The sequence below is a fragment of the Aeromonas sp. s5 genome (assembly GCF_040907865.1).
GTDB lineage: Bacteria > Pseudomonadota > Gammaproteobacteria > Enterobacterales > Aeromonadaceae > Aeromonas > Aeromonas dhakensis.
The window spans coordinates 28,435-52,971 of sequence record NZ_JBFOCO010000033.1 but is presented as its reverse complement, the minus strand read 5'-3'; the positions used below and the strand labels follow the sequence as shown (position 1 = coordinate 52,971).

General features: G+C 57.5%; 28 protein-coding genes. 2 read left to right on the top strand and 26 right to left on the bottom strand.

The features are described from left to right. On the bottom strand, positions 1-2,550 hold the full coding sequence (mprF, locus tag AB5Y94_RS19550) for a bifunctional lysylphosphatidylglycerol flippase/synthetase MprF (RefSeq protein WP_024941090.1): 2,550 nt from the start codon (positions 2,548-2,550) through the stop codon (positions 1-3). Between the two features lie 453 nt (positions 2,551-3,003). Beyond that, on the bottom strand, positions 3,004-4,629 hold the full coding sequence (locus tag AB5Y94_RS19545; RefSeq protein ID WP_368206356.1) for an MCR-3-related phosphoethanolamine--lipid A transferase: 1,626 nt from the start codon (positions 4,627-4,629) through the stop codon (positions 3,004-3,006). A 388-nt stretch (positions 4,630-5,017) separates the two neighbouring features. On the opposite strand from AB5Y94_RS19545, the gene AB5Y94_RS19540 reads away from it, so the two are divergent. Next, positions 5,018-5,797, top strand: coding sequence for a hypothetical protein (locus AB5Y94_RS19540; RefSeq protein WP_368206355.1), 780 nt, complete (start codon positions 5,018-5,020; stop codon positions 5,795-5,797). Positions 5,798-5,918: 121 nt separating this feature from the next. Continuing rightward, a complete protein-coding gene (locus AB5Y94_RS19535) occupies positions 5,919-7,133 on the top strand; it encodes an MFS transporter (protein ID WP_368206354.1) in 1,215 nt (404 codons plus the stop codon). A gap of 129 nt (positions 7,134-7,262) precedes the next feature. Here AB5Y94_RS19535 and AB5Y94_RS19530 read toward each other — a convergent pair whose 3' ends face one another. The 24 genes from AB5Y94_RS19530 to ascY all read right to left on the bottom strand — a co-directional run bounded on the left by AB5Y94_RS19530 (position 7,263) and on the right by ascY (position 24,536). Then, a complete protein-coding gene (locus tag AB5Y94_RS19530; protein ID WP_017783004.1) occupies positions 7,263-7,895 on the bottom strand; it encodes an HrpE/YscL family type III secretion apparatus protein in 633 nt (210 codons plus the stop codon). Continuing rightward, positions 7,874-8,500: a Yop proteins translocation protein K gene (locus AB5Y94_RS19525; RefSeq protein WP_368206353.1), complete on the bottom strand. Its 627-nt coding sequence runs from the start codon at positions 8,498-8,500 to the stop codon at positions 7,874-7,876. Before AB5Y94_RS19525 ends, AB5Y94_RS19530 begins: the two co-directional genes overlap by 22 nt. Further along, positions 8,500-9,237, bottom strand: coding sequence for a type III secretion system inner membrane ring lipoprotein SctJ (gene sctJ, locus AB5Y94_RS19520; protein WP_279699691.1), 738 nt, complete (start codon positions 9,235-9,237; stop codon positions 8,500-8,502). The genes AB5Y94_RS19525 and sctJ overlap by 1 nt, the downstream gene beginning before the upstream one ends. Positions 9,238-9,243: 6 nt before the next feature. Further along, positions 9,244-9,582: a type III secretion system inner rod subunit SctI gene (sctI, locus tag AB5Y94_RS19515; RefSeq protein ID WP_005347994.1), complete on the bottom strand. Its 339-nt coding sequence runs from the start codon at positions 9,580-9,582 to the stop codon at positions 9,244-9,246. After that, a complete protein-coding gene (locus tag AB5Y94_RS19510; RefSeq protein ID WP_279699694.1) occupies positions 9,582-10,136 on the bottom strand; it encodes a YopR family T3SS polymerization control protein in 555 nt (184 codons plus the stop codon). The genes sctI and AB5Y94_RS19510 overlap by 1 nt, the downstream gene beginning before the upstream one ends. After that, positions 10,133-10,486: a YscG family type III secretion system chaperone gene (locus tag AB5Y94_RS19505; RefSeq protein ID WP_341769796.1), complete on the bottom strand. Its 354-nt coding sequence runs from the start codon at positions 10,484-10,486 to the stop codon at positions 10,133-10,135. Before AB5Y94_RS19505 ends, AB5Y94_RS19510 begins: the two co-directional genes overlap by 4 nt. Then, positions 10,486-10,743: a type III secretion system needle filament protein AscF gene (ascF, locus tag AB5Y94_RS19500; protein ID WP_005302405.1), complete on the bottom strand. Its 258-nt coding sequence runs from the start codon at positions 10,741-10,743 to the stop codon at positions 10,486-10,488. The genes AB5Y94_RS19505 and ascF overlap by 1 nt, the downstream gene beginning before the upstream one ends. Continuing rightward, the gene (locus AB5Y94_RS19495) at positions 10,736-10,948 is read right to left on the bottom strand and encodes an EscE/YscE/SsaE family type III secretion system needle protein co-chaperone (protein WP_042049498.1); all 213 of its coding nucleotides are present in this window, start codon (positions 10,946-10,948) and stop codon (positions 10,736-10,738) included. Before AB5Y94_RS19495 ends, ascF begins: the two co-directional genes overlap by 8 nt. After that, entirely contained in the window at positions 10,911-12,212 is a 1,302-nt protein-coding gene (gene sctD / locus AB5Y94_RS19490; protein ID WP_279699698.1) for a type III secretion system inner membrane ring subunit SctD, read from the bottom strand. The genes AB5Y94_RS19495 and sctD overlap by 38 nt, the downstream gene beginning before the upstream one ends. Further along, entirely contained in the window at positions 12,209-14,053 is a 1,845-nt protein-coding gene (gene sctC / locus AB5Y94_RS19485) for a type III secretion system outer membrane ring subunit SctC (protein ID WP_368206352.1), read from the bottom strand. Before sctC ends, sctD begins: the two co-directional genes overlap by 4 nt. Beyond that, a complete protein-coding gene (locus tag AB5Y94_RS19480; protein ID WP_080630597.1) occupies positions 14,026-14,451 on the bottom strand; it encodes a YscB family type III secretion system chaperone in 426 nt (141 codons plus the stop codon). Before AB5Y94_RS19480 ends, sctC begins: the two co-directional genes overlap by 28 nt. A 15-nt stretch (positions 14,452-14,466) precedes the next feature. Further along, positions 14,467-15,285, bottom strand: coding sequence for a T3SS regulon anti-activator ExsD domain-containing protein (locus AB5Y94_RS19475; RefSeq protein WP_026141629.1), 819 nt, complete (start codon positions 15,283-15,285; stop codon positions 14,467-14,469). Between the two features lie 119 nt (positions 15,286-15,404). Further along, positions 15,405-16,220 (bottom strand): AraC family transcriptional regulator, encoded by an 816-nt coding sequence (locus tag AB5Y94_RS19470; protein WP_005302423.1) that lies wholly within the window; start codon positions 16,218-16,220, stop codon positions 15,405-15,407. Between the two features lie 347 nt (positions 16,221-16,567). After that, on the bottom strand, positions 16,568-16,975 hold the full coding sequence (locus AB5Y94_RS19465; protein ID WP_139430480.1) for a YscW family type III secretion system pilotin: 408 nt from the start codon (positions 16,973-16,975) through the stop codon (positions 16,568-16,570). Beyond that, positions 16,972-17,205 (bottom strand): T3SS regulon translocated regulator ExsE family protein, encoded by a 234-nt coding sequence (locus AB5Y94_RS19460; RefSeq protein WP_017786723.1) that lies wholly within the window; start codon positions 17,203-17,205, stop codon positions 16,972-16,974. Before AB5Y94_RS19460 ends, AB5Y94_RS19465 begins: the two co-directional genes overlap by 4 nt. A 2-nt stretch (positions 17,206-17,207) precedes the next feature. Beyond that, complete coding sequence (locus AB5Y94_RS19455) at positions 17,208-17,651, bottom strand: type III secretion system chaperone (RefSeq protein ID WP_005302426.1); 444 nt, start codon at positions 17,649-17,651, stop codon at positions 17,208-17,210. 134 nt (positions 17,652-17,785) lie between these two features. After that, the gene (gene aopD, locus AB5Y94_RS19450; protein WP_017786721.1) at positions 17,786-18,676 is read right to left on the bottom strand and encodes a type III secretion system translocon subunit AopD; all 891 of its coding nucleotides are present in this window, start codon (positions 18,674-18,676) and stop codon (positions 17,786-17,788) included. 12 nt (positions 18,677-18,688) lie between these two features. Next, positions 18,689-19,876: a type III secretion system translocon subunit AopB gene (gene aopB, locus AB5Y94_RS19445; RefSeq protein ID WP_279972508.1), complete on the bottom strand. Its 1,188-nt coding sequence runs from the start codon at positions 19,874-19,876 to the stop codon at positions 18,689-18,691. Further along, positions 19,857-20,360, bottom strand: coding sequence for a SycD/LcrH family type III secretion system chaperone (locus AB5Y94_RS19440; protein ID WP_005302434.1), 504 nt, complete (start codon positions 20,358-20,360; stop codon positions 19,857-19,859). The genes aopB and AB5Y94_RS19440 overlap by 20 nt, the downstream gene beginning before the upstream one ends. Positions 20,361-20,369: 9 nt before the next feature. After that, complete coding sequence (locus AB5Y94_RS19435) at positions 20,370-21,308, bottom strand: virulence-associated V antigen (RefSeq protein WP_054544589.1); 939 nt, start codon at positions 21,306-21,308, stop codon at positions 20,370-20,372. Positions 21,309-21,317: 9 nt separating this feature from the next. After that, positions 21,318-21,602 (bottom strand): hypothetical protein, encoded by a 285-nt coding sequence (locus AB5Y94_RS19430; protein WP_005302440.1) that lies wholly within the window; start codon positions 21,600-21,602, stop codon positions 21,318-21,320. A 39-nt stretch (positions 21,603-21,641) separates the two neighbouring features. Continuing rightward, the gene (locus AB5Y94_RS19425) at positions 21,642-22,097 is read right to left on the bottom strand and encodes an LcrR family type III secretion system chaperone (RefSeq protein ID WP_026141087.1); all 456 of its coding nucleotides are present in this window, start codon (positions 22,095-22,097) and stop codon (positions 21,642-21,644) included. Next, entirely contained in the window at positions 22,094-24,259 is a 2,166-nt protein-coding gene (gene ascV / locus AB5Y94_RS19420) for a SctV family type III secretion system export apparatus subunit AscV (RefSeq protein WP_275065602.1), read from the bottom strand. Before ascV ends, AB5Y94_RS19425 begins: the two co-directional genes overlap by 4 nt. Further along, positions 24,192-24,536 carry a type III secretion system chaperone AscY gene (ascY, locus tag AB5Y94_RS19415; protein WP_041203695.1) on the bottom strand — a complete coding sequence of 115 codons (345 nt, stop codon included), beginning with the start codon at positions 24,534-24,536 and terminating at the stop codon, positions 24,192-24,194. Before ascY ends, ascV begins: the two co-directional genes overlap by 68 nt. Between the last annotated feature and the right edge of the window lies 1 nt (position 24,537).

Genomic DNA, 24,537 nt, shown 5'->3' with positions numbered 1-24,537 from the left:
CTACTTTTTGATGAGCCCGAACGGGCCTCGGCTGATCAGGGAGATCAGGTTGGTCAGCACCCGCGGCAACACCAGCTTGCTGGCGCAGAGCAGGTAGCGCGGCTCCCAGTCCGGCGAGAACTTCTCCTTGTAGCGCCTGAGCCCCTGAAAATTGTAGAAACGGCTGCCCCGGGTGAAGATGGTGTTGCCAAGCTTGGTCCAGTAACCGCTCAGGGGGTGATCGTTGAAGCCGGACATGGGCGCCATGCCGAGGTTGAAGCTGGCGTAGCCCTCGCCCTTGCCCCACAGCAGCAGCTCGACGAACAGGAAATCCATGATGGGGGCCGTGCCCGTGTCCAGGCTGTAGCGCATCAGGTCGATGGAGAGGCTCGCCTTGTTGTCGCTGACCCAGAGGTTGGCAAAGCCGACGATCTGACCCTCGTGCCACACCAGGGCGGCCGGGCTCAGACTGAGATAGGCCGGCTCGAAACTGCCCACCGAGAAGCCCTTCTCCTTGCCCTGCTTGCTCTGCAGCCAGGTGTCCGACACCTCCTTGAGGCGGGGCAGCAGCGCAGGCACGCACTCCGGCGCCACCACCTCGAACGACAACCCCTCCCGCTTGCCCTTGGCATGGCTCTGGCGCAGGTTGCGCAGCCGGCTGCCGGCCAGCTCGAAGGCTGCCAGATCGACGATGGCCTCCTCCCCCAGCTTGAACGGGATCAGTCCCAGCTCCAGATAGAGCGGCAGGTAGCGGGCCGACACCTGGTAGAACACCGGGCTGGCATCGTGCTGGTCGCACAGCTCGCGAAACTGCCAGAGCAGCTCCTCGATAAGCTCAGGCTGACCGATGGGATCTCCCATCACGATCCAGCCATTGCCCTCGACGCCGTACATCAGAAACGCCTCGCCGCCGGGGTGAAACAGCAGCGACTTGTCGCCAAGCTGGGCCAGGTAACCGTGACCGCCCCCCTCGCGCAGCACCAGGGCATGGGCACGGGCCAGCTCGTCCGGCTCCGGCTTGCGCCCGGAGACCCGTAGCGGCGCCAGCAGCTGGGCTACCCCCACCACCGCCAGTACCGCCACCACGCTGCCCATGGCCCGCAGCCCGCGGGAGGCGGCGCCATGGGGCGAGAAGTGGAACCAGAGGGCGTGGTCATACTCCACCTGGCGATAGGAGAAGAGCAGCAGCCAGAGCGCCCCCAGCAGCACGGCCCCCACCGAGATGAGCCAGCCCGGGGTGAACTGGGCGTGCAGCAGGGAGCCCTTGCGATAGAACAGTGAGCGACAGGGGGTGATGATGAGCAGGAACAGCCCGAGCAGCAGGGCCGACTCCCAGTCAAACCCCTTGAGCAGGGAGAAGATCATCCCCAGCCCCAGCAGCAGCTGGGTGATGCGAAACGCCGCATCGTGGCGCCGGTAGAGGCTGCGAGCCAGCAGGATCAGCAGCACGCCGCTGACGCTGCCCAGCACATGGGAGAGCTCCAGCAGGTGCAGCGGCAATACCTGCAGGAACATCTCGATGCGCCCGCGCATGGTAGGGATCATCCCGGAGCAGAGCAGCAAGCTGCCCGCCGCGAACGCCCCCAGGCTGATGAGGGCCGGCAGGAACTCGCGCACCGCGCTCATGATGCCCTGCAGCCGGCTCCAGCGCGCCTTCTGCTGCAACAGCTCCTGGCTGGTGAACAGCAGCAGGGCGCACAAAAAGGGCAACACATAGTAGATGCAGCGATAGAGCAGCAGGGAGGCCAGCAGCTTGTCCACCGGCAGGTACTTGGCCAGCAGCAGGCTCATGCTCGCCTCGAACACCCCGATCCCGCCGGGCACATGGGCCAGCACCCCGAGGAAGCTGGCCAGCACGAAGGCACTGAGCAGCACCGGATAGGAGACGCTGTCTGCCGGCAGCAGCACATAGAGCACGGCGGCGGCGGCCATCCAGTCCAGCAGTGCCACCAGCAGTTGCAGCAACCGGGTTCTGAATACCGGCAGCACCAGCTCGTGGCCGCGCCAGACCAGCACGGGCTTTGGCCAGAACAGGTAACCAAGCACCGCCAAGAGCGCCAGCCCCCCCGCCAGGTTGAGCAGTTGATCGGCCCACAGTGGCCAGTCCGGCAACAGGGTGGTGGCCTGCCCCACCAGCAGGGCGGAGCCCCCCCAGGCCAGCAGGCCGAGAAAGAAGGTCACCGAGCAGAAGAGGATGATCCTGGCCACCTCCCCGGTGTTGAGCCCGAGTGCCGAGTAGATGCGATAGCGCACCGACGAGCCGGTCAGCAGGGCGAAACCCAAGGTATTGGAGAAGGTGTAGGCGATAAACGAGGTGACCCCCACCTGCTGCCAAGGCAGCCGCTTGCCAAGGGCGTGCACCGCCAGCATGTCGTAGCAGCAGAGACAGCCATAGCTGAGCAGGGTCAGCAGCAGGGCACCGCCCAACAGCGGCAGCGGCAAAGACCAGATGGCCAGCCGGATGTCGTGCCAGTGCCAGAGGTGAGTCAAACGATAGAGGACGACCAGCGCCGCCCCCAACAACAACAAGCTACATAACGGGCCTAACCAGATAAACAGATGACGCCGCATTGCCAATCCCTACCGACGCGGCTGATGGCTGCCTGCGTCATGTTGCTGAACATTGCACCGAGGCGAGCAGCGCCCCTGGCACGTACTCGCCCCTTGCTCTTTGATTGCTGTGTGATGCGCCATGACGGACGAGCCCGGAAGGTGAGCGTGACGGCCTGTTCCTCCGGCAAACCAGCGCGCCCCAGCATGGCATCCCACTTTATATCGACTCTTTTGTAAAAGACGAGTCTCGCCGCGAAAATAAATTACTCAGCCTTGGTCGGATTAATTCCCCGGCGACGCAGACCCACATCCCGCCATCGCTCTGAACAATTAATAAGCAGAAATATCATACACCAGATAAAGGGATCCGCCCGCCCCATCTGGTCGGTGCGGCAAGTCGCTCAAAGGATAATCATACTGGCGCACCAAAATAAAAAGGGGAGCCTGGCTCCCCTTTCTCTCGCTATGGCGTTATTGCACGCTGCGACACTGGCTGAAGATATCCAGTGGCTGTTCATACACGGCCGTATTCACATCCCAGATCCCCAGCATGGAGGAGAACAGGTTGTCGTGAGAATAACGGGTATTGGCCGCCTTCTGCTGCAAACAGTCGAGGTTCATCCCCTTCTCTTTGGCAAAACCCGATGACATCCACACCTGCATGGGGACCCGGGTCTGATCATCCGGCGCAAATTTATAAGGGGTGCCATGCAGATAAAGTCCCAATGCCCCCAGTGACTCACCGTGGTCGGAAATATAGATCAGCGCCGTATTGTATTTGTCCTCGTACTTTTTCAAGCGCTCGATCATGCTGGCAATCACATAGTCGGTGTAGCGAATGGTGTTGTCGTAGGTATTCTCCAGCTCCTGATCGGTGCAGTTCTCGATGTCACTGCGCTGGCAATCCGGCAGGAAGTGGCGGTGCGAGCCCGGATAACGCTTGTAATAGGTCGGCCCATGGCTGCCGATGAGGTGGAAGCCCACCAGCTTGTCCCCCTTCATGCCCGCCAGTTCGTCGTCCAGCCCCTCCAGCACCACCTCGTCATAACAGGTGTTCTTGTCGCAGAACTTGGGGTGATCCTTGGGGTTGACCACCATGTTGGGCACCCGATCGCACACCCCCTTGCAGCCGCCGTCGTTCTCCTTCCAGAAGATGGATACGCCGCTCTTTTGCAGCACGTCCAGCAGCCCTTCGCTGTTACGAGCCTGGTTGCCGTCGAACTGGTTGCGCCCCATGTTGGAGAACATGCAGGGCACCGAGACCGCGGTCGCCGTGCCGCAGGAGCGCACGTCGTTGAAGGAGATGATCCCCGCCTGCTTGCTGGTGAAGGGGTTGGTCTCCTTGTGATAGCCGTTCATGGAGAAGTTCTTGCCGCGCGCCGTCTCCCCCACCACCAGGAACATCATGGTCGGCTTGTCCGCACCGGCCACCCGTCTGGCGTCGTCGCCCAGGCGCTGGAACGGCACCGGCTCTGTCAGATAGCGTTTCTGCAGATACCTGGCGGTGCTGTACATGTAGTTGGCCGGCACTATCTCCCTGTTCAGGGTCTGGTTGTTGCGCCCGACCGAGGCGTAGTCCTGGTAGTAGGCCGCGGCGATGAGCCCCAGTACCACGAGGGAGGCAAGCATGGAGAGCCCGCGCTGCAGCAGCCCCTGATACCATCTGGCCGGATACTCTATCTTGACGAAGAACAGCAGCACCGCCGGCAGCACCCCGGCCAGCAATACCCAGATCACGATGGGCACGCTCAGATAGGAGTGCGCCTCGCTCTGGTTGGTCTCAAAGATGTTCTGGATCATGTCGCCATCAAATAACACCTTGTATTTCATCATGGTGTAGCTGGCAATGACACCCGTGATAAACAGAAAGGCAAAGAAAGGCTTGATGAAATAACGTACAGAAAATGGTATGAAGACAAAGTTCAATGCCGCAACCAGCACGATGGGAATAGAGATGGCAAACCCGATTTTAAAATGTTCAAGCTGCGTCAATATTTCATAAAAATGCAGTAATACTGGCCAGTTCAGCAAGAAGGCAAATATGAATGCCAGCAAAAACACAAATGGAACAATTCTTATTCTAAGAAAAGAAGGCATGTATATCTCCCTGTTACACTTCTTTATTACACCTTGAAATACCCGCTCCGGAGTCGACACGCCGATATTTGGCGCCGGATATTAACAGTGTGTTGAAAACGCCAAATGTGATATTTTCAGACATTTTCAATAATATGATAAATATCAACAATCACAGCAAACCGACAGCCTAACCGGCAAAACTTAAGGAAGAATTAAGCAATCTGTGTTATTTGACTGCTCAAAAAACCGGCACACTGTCATATTGAATGACAACGCCCTCCTATCGGCACGTTGTTACCACCATTTTTCAGGTCCCTCTCCCGCTCTTAAGTTTCGCTTAAGACTGCTCGGCGACGCTGTCTCCTGACGAGTCCTCGTCATACGACAGATACGAGAGAGGGTTAACATGCACGACAACAGCAAGGCAGCGATCAGCAAGGTGCCAGAGATCACCCTGGCGTTCTGGGCCATCAAGATCCTGGCGACCACCCTGGGGGAGACAGGGGGGGACGCCGTTTCCATGTCGATGGAGCTCGGTTATCTGGTAAGCACAGGCATCTTTGCCGTGATCTTCTTCGTTTCGGTCAGCGCGCAGATCGCAACGACCTCCTACAACCCCCTCCTTTACTGGACCACCATCATCGCCACCACCACGGTCGGCACCACACTGGCGGATTTTGCCGATCGCTCGCTCGGGCTGGGCTATGCCGGCGGCTCCACCCTGCTGCTGGCCTTGCTGATGGGCTCCTTCCTGCTCTGGTATCGGCTGCAGGGCAGCATCTCCACCGGCAACATCACCACGCCGCGCACCGAGCTGTTCTACTGGGTGACCATCATGTTCTCCCAGACTCTGGGCACCGCATTGGGTGACTGGACCGCAGACGAGGCCGGCTTTGGCTATGCGGGCAGCACCCTGCTGTTTGGCGGCATGCTGGCCGCCATCGTTGCCGCCTACTACCTGACCCGGGTATCGCGCACCCTGCTGTTCTGGGCCGCCTTCATCCTGACCAGACCCCTTGGCGCCGTGGTGGGGGATTTTCTGGACAAGCCACTCAGCAAGGGCGGGCTTGAACTGAGCCGTTACTCCGCCTCTTTTGCCCTGCTGGCCGCCATCGCCACCCTGGTGCTCATCTCGACCCTGCGCAACCGGCAACCGGTTCGGGCCGAACTCGACATCGAGCAATGATGCCGTGACCGCAGGCAACCGTCTGCGCTCACGCTGGCAGACATGATCAGCCAGCCCGGCAGCCTTGTGGCGGCCGGGCTGGCTATGCTCTGGGTGAATCGATGCAAGACAGGAGAACCCCATGACCACGACAAGCCGTCCCCCCGCTCCCCAACCCGCCGGCCGGATCTCGGGTGGCGTCTGGGTGCTGGGGTTTGTCAGCCTGCTGATGGACATCTCTTCTGAAATGATCCACAGCCTGCTGCCTCTCTTCATGGTGACCGTGCTTGGCAGCAGTGCCCTCACCATCGGCCTCATCGAAGGGATGGCAGAGGCGACGGCCCTGATGGTCAAGGTCTTCTCCGGCATCCTGAGCGACTATCTGGGACGCCGCAAGGGGTTGGCCCTGCTGGGCTACGGGCTGGGAGCGCTGACCAAGCCGCTGTTTGCCATCGCTACCGGCAGCGGGCTGATCCTGACCGCCCGCCTGCTGGACAGAGTTGGCAAGGGCATCCGTGGCGCCCCCCGCGATGCACTGGTGGCCGACCTCACTCCGCCGGAGCTGCACGGCGCCGCCTTCGGCCTGCGCCAGTCCCTCGACACGGTCGGCGCCCTGCTGGGGCCGCTGCTGGCGGTGGGGCTGATGCTGCTCTGGCACGATGACTTTCGCGCCATCTTCTGGCTGGCGGTGGTGCCTGGGCTGGCCTCGGTCACCCTGCTCGCCATCGGTCTGCGTGAACCCAAAGCGGCTGGCCACCACGCCCGCAGCAACCCCTTGCGGCGCGACAACCTGCAACGGCTGGGTAAACCCTATCGCTGGGTAGTACTCATCGGCGCCCTGTTTACCCTGGCCCGTTTCAGCGAAGCCTTTCTGGTGCTGCGCGCCCAACAAAGCGGCATGGCGCTCGCCCTGGTACCGCTGGTCATGGTGGCGATGAACCTGGTCTATGCCCTCGGCGCCTATCCGTTCGGACGCCTCTCGGATCAAATGAGTCACCGCACCCTGCTGGTCTGGGGGTTGCTGGTGCTGGTGGCCGCCGATCTGGTGCTGGCGGCCAGCACCCACTGGGGGGCATTGCTGTTGGGGGTGATGTTGTGGGGCATTCATCTGGGGATGACCCAGGGTCTGCTGGCCGCCATGGTGGCCGCCAGCGCCCCCGCGGAACTGCGCGGCAGTGCGTTCGGCTTCTTCAATCTGGTCTGCGGCCTCGCCATGTTGCTGCCCAGCCTGCTGGCCGGGGTGCTGTGGGACACTCTGGGCGCCGCCTGCACCTTCTACGCCGGCGCCGCCTGCTGCCTGCTCACCCTGCTGGTGCTCGGCAGATACCCGCAGCCCCCCCCCGGCAGCCAGCCATGAGCAGCACATCCCGCTTGCTGCAGACAGCAAAAAGCCCCGGCAACAAGTTGCCGGGGCTTTTCTCAATACCCAAGAGCCAGCCATCCACTGACGGGACTGCCTGCGATGTCGTGATGCAATATATGTTTGCTATGGGCGTGCTTCGCCCCGTTCCAGGGTCAGAGAAATGGCCCGAGACAAAGCCTCCAACTGACCATCCAGACTGGCATCGATAATTCCCACTTCGGTTTCCAAAATACAGCCGCCCTGATCCAGACGGGCATCGGCAGAGATCTCCAGATAACCGATTTCGGGGAAATCCTTGTGTACCTTGGCGATCTGCTCACGCACCGCCGCAACCTGTTCAGGGTTTACCCGAACCGTTACCTGTTTCTGGTTGCTCACCAACGAGAGTGCTTCGCGCACTACCTTGAGGGTCAACGCGACTTGGTCATAGTCATGCAGGATCTTGCGCACGGCCTGCAACACGACCTCGCTCATCTGCTGCTCCACAGTGCGATAGTACCCCTGACACTGCAACTGGGTCTGATGGATCAACACGGCTTGCTCACGACGAGCCTGCTCCATGCCGGCTTGCCAGCCAAGTTCGCGCTGCTGCTCATATACGCTGTGCGCCTCCTGCACTATCTCGGCAGCCTGTGCTCTAGCAGCATCAACCAGAGCCTGTGCACTCAAATAGGACTGATAATCCTGACTACGCAAGATACGCTGGCCTGGGGCCAGCTGCAGGTGTTCACTCTTTATTTCAACAAATGGCAGCATTGCGGCGTTACCTGTTTGGCTATTTTGAGACAAAGCGCCCGGGCAAGTGGCACCTGCTCAGTTGCCATATGCCATGTTGGTGCGGGAATCACTGGAGGCAACCGTAACACCAGCCGCTGACACCAGCCGGGCGCCGTGTCTCCCGCTGCCGCCAGCCAGAATTGCAAACCGGTGGCCTCCAGACAGACATCATTCAGCTGTTGTGGCAAGGGTTGCTGCCAACCGGCAGGCCAGGGACCGATCAACAAGTCAAGCTGGGACAACAGGGTTCGGTACCCATCTTCCCCCAACAAATTGATGATATGGCGCAAGGAGGAAGCCAGCAGGCAATGACGAATGGACTCACCGTGCAAGACGGCGCCGAGGTATGTCAGCAGGCGGATGAGTTCACTCCGAGGAAAGAGAGCCAATCCACCCAGAGGGGAAGGCAGCTCATAGACAGTGTCCAATGCCAGTTCATCCAGCAGCGCCTCGTTGACGGCAGGCAGAGTGCGCCACTCCGGCATTGTTTCCTGCACCCAGCGCCACGATTCGGGGAAATACCCCTCATCAAGATAGGCTGCCGGGCAAAATCGCAATTGGTAGGGCGTCAGACCAACCGTCATCAACGACTCCGGCTTCGATGCCACATATATTGGGCCAGGTTGGTGGTCACCACCAGCATCAACAAGAGGGCAATCAACCCCGTCAACCGCCACTTCGATGACTCGCTCACCTCGATGGAGAAAATGCTGGTATTGCGCGATACCAAAGGCACTTGGCGAATATCTGCAGAAGGCACCAGCACAACGCTGATCCTGTCATAAGCCAGCCCTTCGATACTGTTATTGACCAGTTGTTTTATCTGCGGAATATAGGTATCCAGCTGGATGTCGGCTGCATGCTTGATAAAAACGGAAGCCGATGCGGGGGAAGGTTTCTTGCTGATCCCTTCATTCCCCTCGGGCAGAACCACATGCACCCTGGCCACCAGCACGCCGTCGATTTCGGAAAGGGTATGGGAAATCTCCTGGGCCTTTGCGTAGTTCAGGCGTGCCCGCTCTTCGGTCGGGGACGAGATGAGGCCATCTTTGGGAAAGACATCCTGCAGGGTGGAAAAGCTCTCGCGCGGATACCCCTTGCGCTTGAGCGCCTCTATGGCCTGCGCTACATCAGACTCCTCCACCAGCAATTTGACATGGCCATCCTTGTCCGGCTGCTTGTCCGAGGAGATCCCCTCGGTACGCAGCAACGCCAGCATCTCATTGCCTTCCTTCTGACTGACCCCGGTATAGAGTTCCACCTTGCAGCCACCGAGCAGCAGTGAGGTGAACACCACCCCCATCAGCATTGATCTCTTCACACTACCTCACTGGGTCTTTAACAGAGTTTCAACGTTCTGGCTCATCTTGCCGACCGTCTTGGCAATCAGTTCTTCCTGCATGGTGATCCGCATCAATGACCACTGCATCTGCATCAGACTGTTGGGATCATCGCCTGGCGTCGATAGCTCGGCGCGCAAGCTCTCCTTGGCTTCTACAAATTGCTGCCTGATCTCCCCCAACTCCCCAAGCAAAGAACCACCAATCCCCTGGGATGGGGAACTCATCGCCTGTTCAAAACTGGCAACTTGGGAAGAGGTCGCATCCGTCGTCTTCAACTCATCCAGGCTGGTTACGACCGCCTGGGCTGACTGGGAAATTTCCATCATGCCTCCAGATCAAGTTTGTGCGAGTGTCGCATCAGGTTGTTCACCATGCCGTTGAGCGGGATCAGCGTCATCAATTCACGGCGGGCCAATTCATCGAGATATATCAGGTCAGTTTGATCTCCAGTGGCAACTTTCTTGAGGTCTGCCATTACGTTTAGGAGTACCTTCTCCCGTCGCGACGGCAACGGGTCAAACTCGCGCATCAGAGCCCGCAACTCCGGCAGATCAATCGCGGCCACGACAGGCAACTGACGACCTGAAAAATGGGCGATCAGCTTGTCTATCACCGGCTGAAACAGCTGACTGCCAACCAATTTTGCCTGCTCCCCTCCTTGCTGATGAATTTGCCATAGCAGATCCCGCTGAACCGCAGATGACGCCCCCTGCAATAGGGATTCCAATGCAGAGCCCTGTTTCCAGCGTTCAAACAGTGTTGGTTCATCCGTGCGAGCCAGCAGACGTTCAAACCCGTGCTGCACCAGCGGCTTGGAAAACGTCTCGGATTGCCCCTCCCCATATCCGGGGGAATTGACGCCGCCTTCAATCTTCATGATGCCATCTGCTCACGCAAGCCAGCCGCAAACTGCTGCAAAGCGTGTTGCCCGCTCTCTTCCAGCCTTGTCAGGCGCACGGCCAGCTCATCATGCATATCAAGGCGCCATTCACACAGGGCTAACCAGGGCTCAATATCCGGCGAAGAGTGAGTGCGCCCCAGTAACAGAGCCCCCTGATAGTCCCCTTGATTCATCAGGGAGGACAAGCGGATCAAGGTCACGCATTCAGCCATGGATGTTTCATGAGCCAGCCAGCTGGCGATGGAAGCCGCCTCCCGATGGCAATGATGCCCTGTGCCCGCCAGAGCCAGTTCTGCCAGAAGCTTCTTGAGTTCAATATTCATCATCAAATCTTCTGCAAAATGCCCTGCATCAGATCCTTCATGGCCCGAGTCACGGTGGAGTTGATGTTGTAGATAACCGACCATTTGTTGATCTTGTGCTGCAGCTCGGCAAGCAACGCAGGGTTGTCCGGGTTGGTTTTCATCGCCTCAATGGCCTTGTTGACCTCAGTATTGGCCGTATTGGCCTGTCCCGAGAGGTTGGTTGCCACCTGGTCGAGGGTGTTACTGTTCTTGTCTGTATAGGTAAAGTAATCAGCCATGGTTGTACTCCTTTATCTTGCCAATGATCTTGAGCCCCGCCTCAATGGCGTCAGCCTCCTGTTGCCACTCTCGATATTGTTGCGGGGTTCCACCGCGCAGCAGTTGCCGTTTCACAGCCCCCAGTGCCTGCACCAGCTGCTCGTGAAGATCGCGAGCAAAGGTGGGATCAACGCCGGACAGTCGCGCTTCCAAATTGGTCATCATGACGCTCGACTCCTTTTAACTTGACGATATATTGTTGTTTTCCCTTGCTGACCACCACGGCATCCGGACGGATGGCCAGCACGCGAACCCCACCAGCCGTCGCACCACCGACGGGATAGCGCTGGTTATCAGCCAGGATCACGTAAGGAACGCGGCCAAACGAGACACTGCGTACCTCAAATTCCAACTCATCCTGACGTGGCATCCTGGTCTGATTAATCAGCTCCAACACAGGATGAGCACCAAACTCCCGCCGAAATTGCTGTTGTACCAATTGAAACTTGACAAGCTGGGTGCCATCCAACTGCCCGGAAGCTTCAAGCCGCCCTTTCGTTTCACTCACGCGCAGCGCACGGGACAGTCCTTGTTCCTGCAACAATCCATCCAACCGCTCGCGATAAGTACCTGCGATCTGCACCTGATTTTCAATCCCCATCAGCCCGGGGACCTCCTGTCTGAGCAGGGAATCAAGCTTGTTCCAATTTGGATCCTGCGTATCAATCTCGCCGCTCAACCGCAGCCAGCCAGGCTCCTTGCCATTGCGGATCTGCAGCTGCTCATAGCCCAACTTCTGCAAGATGAAGCCGGCACCCTGGCGAAGATCCTCCATGGTGCGAACATCCAGCCGATAATTGAAACCACTGCCGTCCAAATACTGTTGCAGTGCCAGTCGAGTGCTGTTCTCATCCACATAACCGGACAGCAGCCACAACCCCTGGACATCGCTGCTGAGCGTTACCTGCTGATAAGCCGGTGACACAAGAAAACGCTTCAGGGTCTGCTCCTGACGAACAACGTCATTGTCACTGTTTCCCTGCCACCAGCCATGTCCAAGCAGAACCAGCACTGCGATGACCAGCATCAGACACAATCCCCCCATCCAGAGGTCGGCGCGCCGGGCACGCTTTGGTGGGCGAAGAACAGTCTGAGCCACCAATAGCGGTTCCAACTGCTCTGGCAGTGATAGACTGCCATCACAAAAACTCCAGAGCAGCGGGCCGGCTTCAAGCCGGGTAGCCGCCTTGAGCAAGGCTCCTACCTCCAGCACGTCTCCGTCCTGGGTAGGGACAACCCCTTCAGCCCACTCCTGCAAAGTGATCCCTTCCGAGGTCACCATCAAGGTCAGGTGAACGGGAGCCATTCCCTCATCCACCAAAACCAGATCGGCTTGCAGCGGATCTGCACCGATGACCAGACGCCCCTCTGGCAGCGTGACTTCAACCCCCTGATTCAACCCGCGGTATATGCGACATTTCCAGCTCATCGCGCTTCCCCGGCTTGCACACACCACTCCAGAGCCGGTGTGCATTTCTGTTCTTTGCTCATTTCGACCAGGCGCCACCCCTGCTCACGACCCATCTGACAACGAGTCAGAGAAGAGCTCCTGCCCCCCTGGCGCAGCAGTTGCTGTACCTCACGGGCTGCGGCCAAGGGTTGACACTGGGCTCCGCCGAGCACCTTGCCAAGGGAGAGACTCTGATTGGAGATCTCATCGACACCCAGCACCCCGGCGCGCAGATCCTGCCCATGCCCCAACGACAGGTAATGAGCGATGCCATCATCGATCAGCCGGGGCTCGATGATGAATAACCTAACCTGACGGCGTGTCTGGCTCTCCTTGCTGCGAAACAGAGCCCCCAGATAGGGGATATCCCCCAGAAAAGGTACCTTGCTCAGGCTCTCGCTCAATTCGTCACGGTAAATCCCACCGATGAGCAGGCTCTGCCCATGTCCAACCCGAGCAATGGTATCCACAACGGTACGACTGATGGTGGGAATACCATCCAGACCCGAACTGTTGGGTTTCTGACTGCCATCCTCAATGTGCAGGCTCAGGCTCACTTCCGGCCTGTCTCCCAATTGGATCACCCTGGGCGTCATCCTCAACATGGTGCCGTAGGTAATTCCTTTCAGCTCTGCTACCCGTTCTCCGCTGATCTTGACGTAATAAGTTTCACTGTGATCGATCACTGCCTGGGTATTTTCCTGGGTCAGCAAGGTCGGCCGAGACACCACCTGGGCATTTCCTTCATTTTCCAGCAGATTGACCCTGGCCAGCAGATAATCAAGTCCTCTGGAGTCCACCAGACTGCCGAGAGCGGCCCCCCCTTCTATCCCTTTGCGGTCCCCCGTGGTCTTGATAATCACCTGTTGGTTGGAACCGGTACGGATCCCCACTCGCCAATCAACCCCCAGCTGGGAGAGATCCTCGGCGTTGATGTCAATGATGGAGAGCGCAACTTCGATACGAGCGGCAGGTTTGTCCAGAGCCGCAATCAGCTTGCCATACATGGCCATCCGCTCCGGCGCATCACGTACCAGCACGGCATTGAGGGAAGGGTCTGCCTGGACAATGGCCTGGCCCGAATGAGTGCCAACCCCTTTTGCGCCTTCGCCATTGACCATCTGCACACCTGCATCGCTGAGCAACCGGGAAAGAATGGTGGCGACACCGGGGGCATCGACATCTTTGTCACGATATTGAATGGCCCGGTCGGTGGCTGACGCGTACTTGAGCGGAAAAATCTCGATGGCAAGTGGTCCAGTCTTTTCGCTGCGCAGTTGGGACTGCTGCTCCAGCGCCATGGAGGTCTGCTCAATCAGTTCGAGGTAACGCGGAGGACCGGAGACATAAACCAGACGATTATCTGCGTCCGGACGCCAGCCAAAACGAGGCTCCCAGATACCTGCACGCAACAGAGCCTGCTTCAGCTCCGCGGCACCGGTCTGTGCCAACTTGATGAGCCGGGACTGGACTTCACTGTTCTTGAACACATACAACACGTTGCCGTCGTAGTACCAGACCAGGTTGTAGAGGGATGCCAGCTGCTGCAAGAATGCCAAGGGTTCCTCATGTTCAAACTGGCCATTCACTTGATCGTTGATCTTGTCGCTCACCACTACGGAAACCTCGTAGTTAGCACCAAAATTGACCAGTACATCCCGCAGACTTTCCCCTTCAGCTACATAGCTGTAAGGCATGGGAAGCCAATCCAGTTCTTGCGCCAGTGCAGGGCGAGACCATGCCATCGCTCCCATACAGAACAACAACAGAGGACGAAGCAGGCGTTGCACGCTCAGGGATGCCATATCATCTGTCTCCATTGGGGGACCATGGCCGCCTCATTCAGTTGGGGTTCGAGCCTTTCCAGCAACGCGATGTGCTGACTCAGATGCGCCTCCAATTGATGCTCATCAAGCCACTCCAGGGCGAGTCGGGCCTCCAGCTGCAGATTGCCCAATTCGTCCAGTACCAAAGCCTGGGGAGCATGGCGCGCCCAAGCGACGGCTTGTTGCAGAAGGCTCTTCAACAGTGACGGTTCCAGCAATTGGGCTCGCTGCCCAGCGGCACTTGCCAGGGGCGTACTCACCAAGAGTTCATTTGGTCTTGGCAACAGAAAAAGAGGATAACCATCAAGCCGCAGATGGTACTTTCCCTGAACATCGGCAACAAAAGGCCCTTGGCCCAGCTTTTCGGCCAATCGATTGAGTAGAGTTTGCATAGGTCCTCGGGTTATCTAGCGGGCCTGTGGCAGCCAGTAGAAACGATCCTGGGAAAGGGCCAATCCTCTTTCTGCCAGCCACGCATGCAATGACTCGGCAGCTGTGGGCTGAACTGGCAGGGCTTCCAGCAAATGCCAGAATTTTTCCAGCTCCAGCGGAACCGGCATCAATGTCTGTGGCTCGCCCTCTGTTGTGTGCCGTGCATACCACGCAGGCCAAGCCAGATGAAGACGTGTTTCACATTCGGCTTGCAACTGCAGCAGCTCCTGTTCACGCCGAGTCAACTGGGCAAGCTGGGCGTCAATCTTGCTCTCGATACCGGATTGGACATCCACCACCGTCTGCCAGAAAACGGCTTGAGCATTCAATTGACGCCGCATGATCTGCAGTTGCGCCAATTCGGTTGTCCAGCCTGAGTGGAGAGGCTCCTGATGGCAAACCCACCAGCGATGCAGGGGGTAGAGCACCCAGTGCCACAGTAACGGGCGTTCAGCCAGGTTGATAGCATCTCCCAGTTGCTCGACCCAGGAGCCCTCTTCTGCGTTCGCAGCCGAGCGCAGGATCCGTTGCATGTCCTGACGTGACACAGCCATGGCAACCTCCATGCGGCGCTGCAGCCAGACAGATGCAAGCAGACCCTCCAATCGGGTTCTGGGCAACACACGCTGCAGCAGGTTCAGTTGCTGTGCCGTGAGCACACCGGCATCCTGGTAGCAGAGCACGGATTGCTGGCCAACCAGCTGCTCTAGAGAAAGACGCTCTGGCTGGACAACCGTAACCCGACGGCCTGCAAACAAGCCTCGTTTTGGGGAGTGGTGATCTTGCTGACTCATGCTATGCCTTGCTCATCTTGCTGCGGGCAATAATCGAATAGTGTGTTGATATGCGGGCTATTCTATCCATTACTCCCTCTTCCGACTTATAAAAAACGTCAGATTATTTTAGTCCGGCGTTAATCTTTGCCATGTCTGGCGCGGCTTGGCGTACAACCAAACCGGCGCCGATAACTTTGAGTGAAATAGGACTGGCTGGAGAAACCGGCCTCCATCGCAATATCCACTATGCTCATCTCGCTATTGAGCAATAACTGATGAGCATAGAGAATACGGCGCTCGCTGATCCAGGCACGAGGAGAGACACCATAGATAGAGCCGAAAAGCTCCTTGAAGGTGGTCAGTCCCATACCAAACTCTTTGGCAAACTCGCTGAGTTTCCACTCCATCAGGTAGTGCTTTTCCATGAAATGCTGCAAGCGCTCAACCTGTCGATTACTCAGTTGACGCAAGATGGACATCAATTGCGGACCGTGCTCCCCAAATGCCAGCAGAAACAGCAGTTCCTCGGTACGCAATTGGGCAAGGGCTGGTGGATATTCGTGTTCAGTCAGGCCATGCAACCCTTGGATGCATTGAGCCAGCAACGGTGAGGTGCCGAATGGCAATAAACTAGGTGCAATCGTGTCTATTCTGGGCACGTCACTCAACAGTGCACCAAAACGTTGCAAAAAACCTTGCAGAAAAGTATTTGAGAGGGGTAACCAAAGCAGGTGGCAAGGCGCTTCACCGGTACAGACCGCATAATTGCCACGGCGCACGAACATCAACTCGTTAGCGGATAACTCGTAAGTATCGGTGCAGTCCTGCCAGGTCATAGTTCCATCCAAGAGGATATATATTCCCTCCTGCGAATGCTCAATGACACTAAAAGCAGACATGCACCACTGGAGCTGGGCTATATCGCCCTTCTCTGTGGTTGTAATGCCTTTCATATTGTCGTTTTCCTGAATCTGCGCGTGGTGCCTGTGACTCCTCAGCAAAGACAGGATTTCTGCCGGGCGTCTTATTATTGGCGTTTTATTTATTCTGTATTGAATTAACTGATTCCAATATAGGCAATTAATTAATCACCTTTGAAATTAGGGGGAGCATCCTACAACAGCTATGCGCAAGAAAACCAGTCATAAATTAGAGCCAATACACTATTGATGTATCATTTTGATGACTAAACTAAAGCTGTCGTTATATAAGGATGATAGTTTGTTACAAAAATAAACTTTTCCAATAAGACAGATTGTTGATAAACAATTGATTTTAGCGTCGTTTGTTAGTTCAGCATTTATTGACATTGTGGATAACAAGATCTTGGCCGCAATTCGAAATGATATGTATCCGGATTAAATTCCTTAAAAACTTTTTGTTGATACGCTGCTTGCACAACTGAACTGTCAAGGAAACGCAATCTGGCTCGCAGATATATATTGCCTTCTGCCATTTGCAGCGGTGTCAGACGTAGCTCGAATATCAGTGGCAACATGGTTACTTCGTATTCCGTTGCAGCCACCACCAGAGGACGACCGTCGATAACGCTCAGCGCAGTGACCTCCACTCGGGCAGGCCGAGGGAGTGTTCCAGCCAGATGAACCTCTCCCTTCAATTGCCTCAACGCTGGCTTGACCATCGGCGTCGTGACGCAGCCTGTCAGCAAGCCCAACATCATCAACACCAACACCAGCCATTTTTTCATACGACCCTGATCCTCCGCTCCGACAGTGGCAAATGTTCTCCCTGCTGCAAGCGTTGCAACGCTACTTCCTGAGTTTGATCAAGGTGGATGGAAGCACGCAATTGTACCGCCAACGGTTGAGGATCACTGCCAATCGAAACTATATGCATCTCCCGCCCGGCAAAGTTGCCATCTTGAGATCGTGCGGCACCTTGCGACAGGGCCATCACTTGCTGCTCTTGTATCTTCATGGTTACACCCGAACACCCTGCATCTCATCATGATTCGTCTCAACGTGATGTGATGACCTCAGCAGCTCCTGCCAGAACTCGGCATGTTCAAGCATGCTGGCAAGGCTTGTTTCAAGAGAGGCCAACGTCAGCTGGCTGGCTGACATCTGACGATAGAGCTGTACCATCAGCGACGATTCGTCAAAACCGAAGTGCAAATTGAATTGATACCAATGACGGTTGAAACTGGCCAACTGGCGGAATATACCCTCACCAACCTGATGCAGCTCGGCTACGTTGGCCTGCAAGACCAGCTGATCTCGCTCTGAAACCAGGATCAAGGCTAGTTGCAAGTGATCATCAAAACACAATGCCGCAACACCTTCCTGGTTCAAAACCAGAGATGGCAGGCCGTACTTGGTAGCAAACTCAGCAAGCAGCTGATTGATGATGAGGGGTAGATCCATATTGTCCTCCAGCAGAGAGGAGAGGATGGTAGCCTGCCATTCCACCGCAGGCTGTCACTCAAGGGCGGCTCTTTTATGAAAAATGGCCGGAAAACAAAAAGGCGCCCGAATGGGCGCCCTGACGATCATGGTGTTTATGCAACACCAAAGGCCGCTTTCCAGGCCTGGTTCTGGCTCTGAGCATACTGCTGCATCAGTTGCAGCACGTCTTTCATGAAGTTGACATTGAAGGACATGTTGTCCTCAATCTTCTGCTTCTCGGCCTGACTGATGGTCGCTTTGACCTCGTCTTCCTTGGCCTCTGCCTGGCTCGTCCCCTGCGATACCTGCACTGCAGAATTACTCATTTGTCCCACTGACTGGGTCACGGTGCCGGCAAGTTGTTGACGGCTATTGTTGGCATCAAACTTCTTGTTCAACGTCAGCAGGGCTGCCTTGTCGTTCTTGATCCTTGCAGTCAGATCCTGGCCAGCATCCCCCATCTCAAGACCCGCCGTCTTCTTGATATCCCCGATCTGCTTCAGCTCCTGCTGTCGCCCGGCAATATTGGCATTCAGCGCCTTGTCCTGTTTGATCGTCTTGGCCGATTTGGCCATGGAGAAGCCTCCCATGACCGCCGATGCAACAGCCATCACACCGGAGACCACGGCAGTGGCAATCATCAACATGGCGCCATGGCGCATCTCATCGACTTGCGCCTGCTGATGACCGATAACCAGCTTGTTCTCGGTATCCCGCTGTACCAGTCCCATTTCACGGGCCTGACGTGCCAGCTTGAAGAGCAGCGACATCATGTCCATCACGCTTTCCAGCTGTTCCGTCATCTGGGTAACGCCCTTGGTATCAAAGGAGACGGAGGGACGCGGCAGCACTGGCAGGCTCTTGTTCTCTGCCGCTCGCTGACCGCCCGAGCCAGCAGCCTCATGGATCGTTTCCGGGTGACGAACCTGTTGACTCTCGCCGGTGCGCATTTCGGGTAACAGGCTGGTATGGTTTACGCCATTGGCATAATCACTGTTAATCATGAGCAATACTCCTTAGATAGCGGCCGGCCTGCGGGCCAGGTTGTTCATCATGTCACCCTTGGCGTTGAGCATCTGAAAGATCATCTCCATGGTCTGCTGAAACGCCTCGATCATCTGGGCAATCGCCTCTTTGAGTTTGTCGATCACCCCTTGCAGCGCCGTCATCTCTTGGCGGTTCTCCAGTAGATCAGCTTGCTTGAGCAGCAGCTTGGCCTGGTTTGCACTATCAACGGTCTTGGTCACACCATTGCCCACATCAACGATGATATCCGCTGTTTGGGTACCGATCTTGGCCATTTTCGCCGTGGTACTCGCGGCATTCCCTGCTACTTTGGCCGAGATGTCGGCGGCCTTCATATAAACCTTTGCGGAGTTCTGGATAAGCTTGAGGCCCATTTCACTCGCCCCCTTGCCCGCCATCTTGAAGCCCATTTTTACCCCCAGCTTGGCAAGTCCCTTGACCGCTCCCGCGCCAAATGTCACCACCGCCGAGGCAACTGCGAGGATAATTTCCACCGCCATAAGCACAGGCCCCAGCTTCTCCATCACCTCCTTGGAGATAAGACCATCCTCAGCTGCCTGCTGTACCGCCATATTGACGACACCGACCGCACCAGCGGCAATCATCAGTGCACCTGCTGCGGCCCCGACACCGGTCGCCACCATGATGGCCCCGATGATCATGGACGCGATGGCACTGATCCAGCCAAAGATCTTGCTGGCCAGACCCGATTTTTTGGCCTTCTGGGCACTCTCTTCGGCCTCTTTGATCTTCTCCTGGTTCTCGGCGATCTTCTTCTCGTTCTGGGTGCGGGCCCGATCGAGATCGGCGAGTTTGAGCCTGTTCTGGGTCTTCTCCAGATCACTGGTCAACTTGCCCAGCTCAATTTCAAAGGCTTCCGGCGAGGTAAAGGCGGCCGAAACCAATGCGTTGGTGTGCGGCAGGAGCAGGCTGGCATTCTGCTTGACCTGTGTCAGCAATCTGCTGACGTCAGTCAATTGCTGAGACGCGGGTTGACCATTGCTCACTGCCAGGGGGGCGTTCAAAGAAACACCCGGCTTGCGGACCTGCCCACTGGCTGGCGCCGTCGCGGCATCGAGCCGCGTTTCACTGCGAGGCTGAGCAACGGAGGACTGACCCGTCACCTCACCTGTGTTTCCCAGCGAGGAAACGCTTCTTTCATTGCTGATCGGGTTCATCTTGCTGATCCCTTCTGATTGCGATGGCTTCCAACATGACCTTGGCGCTTGCCGCCAGATCGGCCTGCAACGGATCCGCGTCCGCCAGCAGGTGGGCCGAGTAGAAGCCACTCTCGGCCCCGTTCAAATCACCTTGTTGCAGCCGGCACTCGGCGGCATGAAACGGGAAACGGGGATCGTTCAGATCGAGCATGGCGCCAAAGCTGTAGCTCTCGACCGCCGTCTCGAACTCTCCCATCGCCTGCCGGCAAGCACCGAGCCCGAGGAAATAGCGCGGCTCGTAGTGATCCAGCATGCAGAGTGCCTGAAAAATCTTGTGGGCATCCTCCCACTTGCCTGCCTGATACTGACCAAAGGCCAACGCATAAAGCTGCTCCAGGGTGTCGTCGGAAATATCCTGCAGCATGGCCAGGGTGCCACCATCGGCCATAAAGGCTTCCAGCTTTGCTTCATATTCCGGAGTCTGGGTGGTATCGGTCTGCATGTTATCTCCTCAAATGGCGCCAAGAATGTCGCGCATGATGCTGTCGTATTTCTGGATAAAGCGGTTGAGTGCCTCGATGGCGGCGTTGTATCGCGAGCTGACGTCGTTGAGGCGGGTGGTTTTTTCACTGACCTGATCGTTGAGCGGCCGCGAGCGGTCACTCACGCTGGTGGAGAAGTTGCCAAGCTTGTTGTTGTCTTTGTTATAGGCATACTCGGCCTCTATACCACTCATGGCTCCGCTCTGCTTCTTGTCGCTTTCAAGAAATGCCTTCACCGTCACCTTGCCGGCACTATCTTGCATTTGCGCAAGCAACTTGAACTCAGCCCCCAGCTTGAATTGAGCCTCCGAGCCATAGCCATAGAGCTTGTAATCCATCAGGTTGAAGTCGGTCTTGAAGGTCTGGTCAGATTTTGCAGAGAGCGCCTTGTTGATCTCAGACTGGATCACCCCATAAATCTTCAGCTCGGCGGTCATCCCCTTGAGCTCGTCACTGAGCACCTTGCGCTTGTTGTCCTGAAACGCCATCACTCCGGTAAAGGTGGTGATGATGTCGTCATCCAGACGATCCATGGTCAACGCGCTGAGAGATAGCAGCATGAATTCAGATACGCTCCACTGTGTCTTCGGCGGAGTCTGATTCTTCCCCCGTTCGATCATACCTTTGATGGCATCAATTGCCGCCTCTTGGCCTGCCTGGAACTGGCCTGTGGCCCAGCCCCCATGAATGGCGTCAGGGTTGGTCAGATAGGCAGCCAACAACTTCTCAAGCTGTGCCTTGGTCAGCAGTGTCGGTTGGTCGGCGCTGAGGGTGATCTTGCCGTCGAGCAAGGTGAGCAATTCGGCCAGTTTGGGATTTTTATTGCCCGGCAACTGGTCGAGCGATTGCCCGTCGAGCCAGCCGACGAACCCGCCGGGGTTGGTGTTGTAATCAGGGATAGTGCTCATCACGACTCCTTAAATCATCAGTCCGCGCATCATGGTAGGGCGACGGCTCTTGCGGGACTCTCCCGGCTGGGATGGAGATAACGCCTGCCGGCGCTGGATCTCCGCCAGCATCTCTTGTTCGGCCACTGCCACCTGTTCGGTCGGTGCATCGAACAGCAGTTGACAGGTCTGCTCTGACAGATCCAGTCCGGCCAGCATCTCCTGCAACAGGGCATGGCGGTGATCATTGTCTGCAATGGCCTGCTCCGCCTGGGCGACGGTTTCGCTATGGTGGGCATAACGCGGTTGTTTCATCTTGGCTCCTATTCTATGAGGCCCTTTTGGGCATGCCTGTCACGCAAGGCCGCCCTTTTGTCGTTTTCGCATATCTCGCAGTGAACAGACGCGCTCGACCGCCAACATGAACCAGCCCGGCTCGGGTTCGCTGGCGCCGGTCCAGCGCAAGTAGAAGCGGCTGAGTCGTTCGCCGCTCAGGGAGCTGCCGCGAAAGACATCGACGTTGCCATAGAGAAAATGGCCCGGTCCGAGCACTGCCAGAGTGGCTTCAGCCAGCAGATAGAGGGCGGCGAAGGGGTTGGCCAGCCCGGGCCGCTCACCGTGGCGGCGTACCAACAGTATCCACACCCGCCGGGTTGCGGGATCGACCCGCCAGGCGAGATAGATAGTGCGGTACCAAAAACCGTGACCAAGCTGGACTGGGGTATTGCCGAGATAGTAGGGCGCCACCTCTAGTCCCCTGGCCTGCAACCAGGGGATCAGGGACTCGCAGGTCGGCCGCTCGACACTCACAGGCAGACCCTTCCTAGCGGCTGAATATTGATCTGCTGGGTCAACTCCTGATAGGAGAGCACCGGCAGGGCATGGTAATCCCCCTCAATGAGCTTGCGCACATAGCGGCGGATATCCATGGAGACGATGAGCACCGGCTTGTTCTGCATCTGCGTCAAGTCTCCCACCGTATGGCGAACCTGATCGAGAAAGCCTTGAGTAATGGTGGGATCGAGCGCCAAATAACTACCGGCACTGGTCTGGCGAATGCCACCGCGGATCTGCTCTTCCACCTGCTGATCGAGCAGATACGCAGGCAGTATGTTGTTGCCGTTGGCGTACTTGTAGCAGATGTAGCGCTTGAGACTGCTGCGGATGTACTCGGTGAGCTGCACCACATCCTTCTCCTTCTGACCCCACTCCACCATGGCTTCCAGGATGGCTCGCATGTTGCGGATGGAGATGTCCTCCCCCACCAGCCGCTGCAGGATTTCTGTCATGCGCTGCAACGGTATGATCCGCTGAGCCTCCTTCACCAGCTCCCCATAGCTGCCCTCCATCTGCTCCAGCAGATAGCGGGTCTCCTGAATGCCGATGAAGTCCTCGGCATACTCGCGCAATACATGGGAAAGATGCCAGGTCACCACCTGATCGGGGGTCAACGAAGCCAGCCGTGTTTTCTCAAGCCGCGCCTGATGCTCCCTTGCCACCCACAGGGTCGGTTGTCCGGGCAGCAGAGGTGCCCCCTCTTCATAGGGAACCCCCAACAGATCGAGCTGGGAAGCACTCTCCTGCACCAGCAGATGACCCGGTCGCAACAGACCGCGAGCCACCGGGACCTCTTGCAACTGGATCAGGTACTCACCCTGCCCCATGCCTTCATTGAAACGCAGATGAATACCCGGAAAGGGCACCCCGAGGTCGAGATACAGCGCCCGCCGCACCCGTACCAGCTCATCGTTGAGCGCGATGGCTTCCAGCTCGGCCTGCAGGGCGGCATCCACATCGATCAGAAGGGGCACCGTCATGGCGAACTCCTCCTTTTCAGCAAGCTTGCCGCGAGGTTTGCTGCCGGCCTTGGGCTTGCTACGGGCAGCGGGCGCCCCGGCCCCCTGCGCCAACACGGCAGGGAGATCCTGGCTGTTGTTGCTCAGCGCCTTGTGCTGGCGCACACCGATAAAGTAGCCGCCTGCCGTGACCACTGCGGCCAAAGTAAAGAAGGTGATCATGGGGAAACCCGGGATCAACCCGAACAACACCAGCAGTACGCCGCCAATCAGCATAGCCTTGGGTTGGGCCACTACCTGGGCGCCGATATCGGAACCAAGATCGGCGGACTCTTCGGAAGAGACCCTGGTGACGATAATGCCCGCCGTAATGGCGATCAGCAGGGCCGGCACCTGCGACACCATGCCATCCCCCACCGTCAGAATGGAGTAGAGTTGCAGAGCCTCGGCTGCCGCCAGCCCCTTCTGGGTGACCCCTATGGTGACCCCGCCGAGGATGTTGACGAAGATGATGATGAGGCCCGCGATGGCGTCCCCTTTCACGAACTTCATGGCACCATCCATGGAGCCGAACATCTGGCTCTCCTTCTCGATGATGCTGCGCCGCTCCCGTGCTTCATGGACATCGATTACGCCAGCACGCATGTCGCCATCGATACTCATCTGCTTGCCAGGCATGGCATCCAGAGAGAAGCGGGCACTGACTTCCGCCACCCGCTCCGACCCCTTGGTGATCACCAGAAACTGGACGATGGTGATGATGAGGAAGATGACGATCCCCACCACCAGATTGCCCCCCACCACGAAGTTGCCGAAGGTGTAGACGATCTGCCCCGCATCAGCCTGCAGCAGGATCATCCGGGTGGTGCTCACCGACAGGGCAAGCCGGAACAGGGTGGTGATCAGCAGCACCGCGGGAAAGGCGGAAAACTGCAGCGGCGAATTGATATAAACCGCCATCATCAACAGCACCACCGAGATGGTCATGTTGATGGCAATCAGAATATCGAGGGCCACCGGCGGCAGCGGCAAGACCATCATGAAAACGATGGCCAGCAGCAGCACCGCCAGCATGATGTCCTTGCGCTCGCCTATCCGGCGCAGCAGCTCAAGGGAGCGTTGATTCATTCTGCTCTTCCAGTTCGAGATAGTGTTGATAGGCGAAGCGGGCTTCATCCAGTCTTCCTGCCAACTGGCAGGCACGGCTGCGACAGAGCCACAAAGCCCCATCCGCCTCACCTTCAGCCACCAGCTGTTCCACGTGCACCAGCGCCTCCTCGCCACGGCCCAGCTTGAGCAGTGACACCAGCAGCATGCGTCGTCCGGCCTGATGCGTCGGGTAGAGCTGCAACAGGGCGGCCAGCAGCGTGGTCGCACGATCGGCGTGGCCGTACTGCAGATGCAGCCAACCGGTGAGCAGCAACAGATCCTGCTGCTGTGACGAAAGAATCATG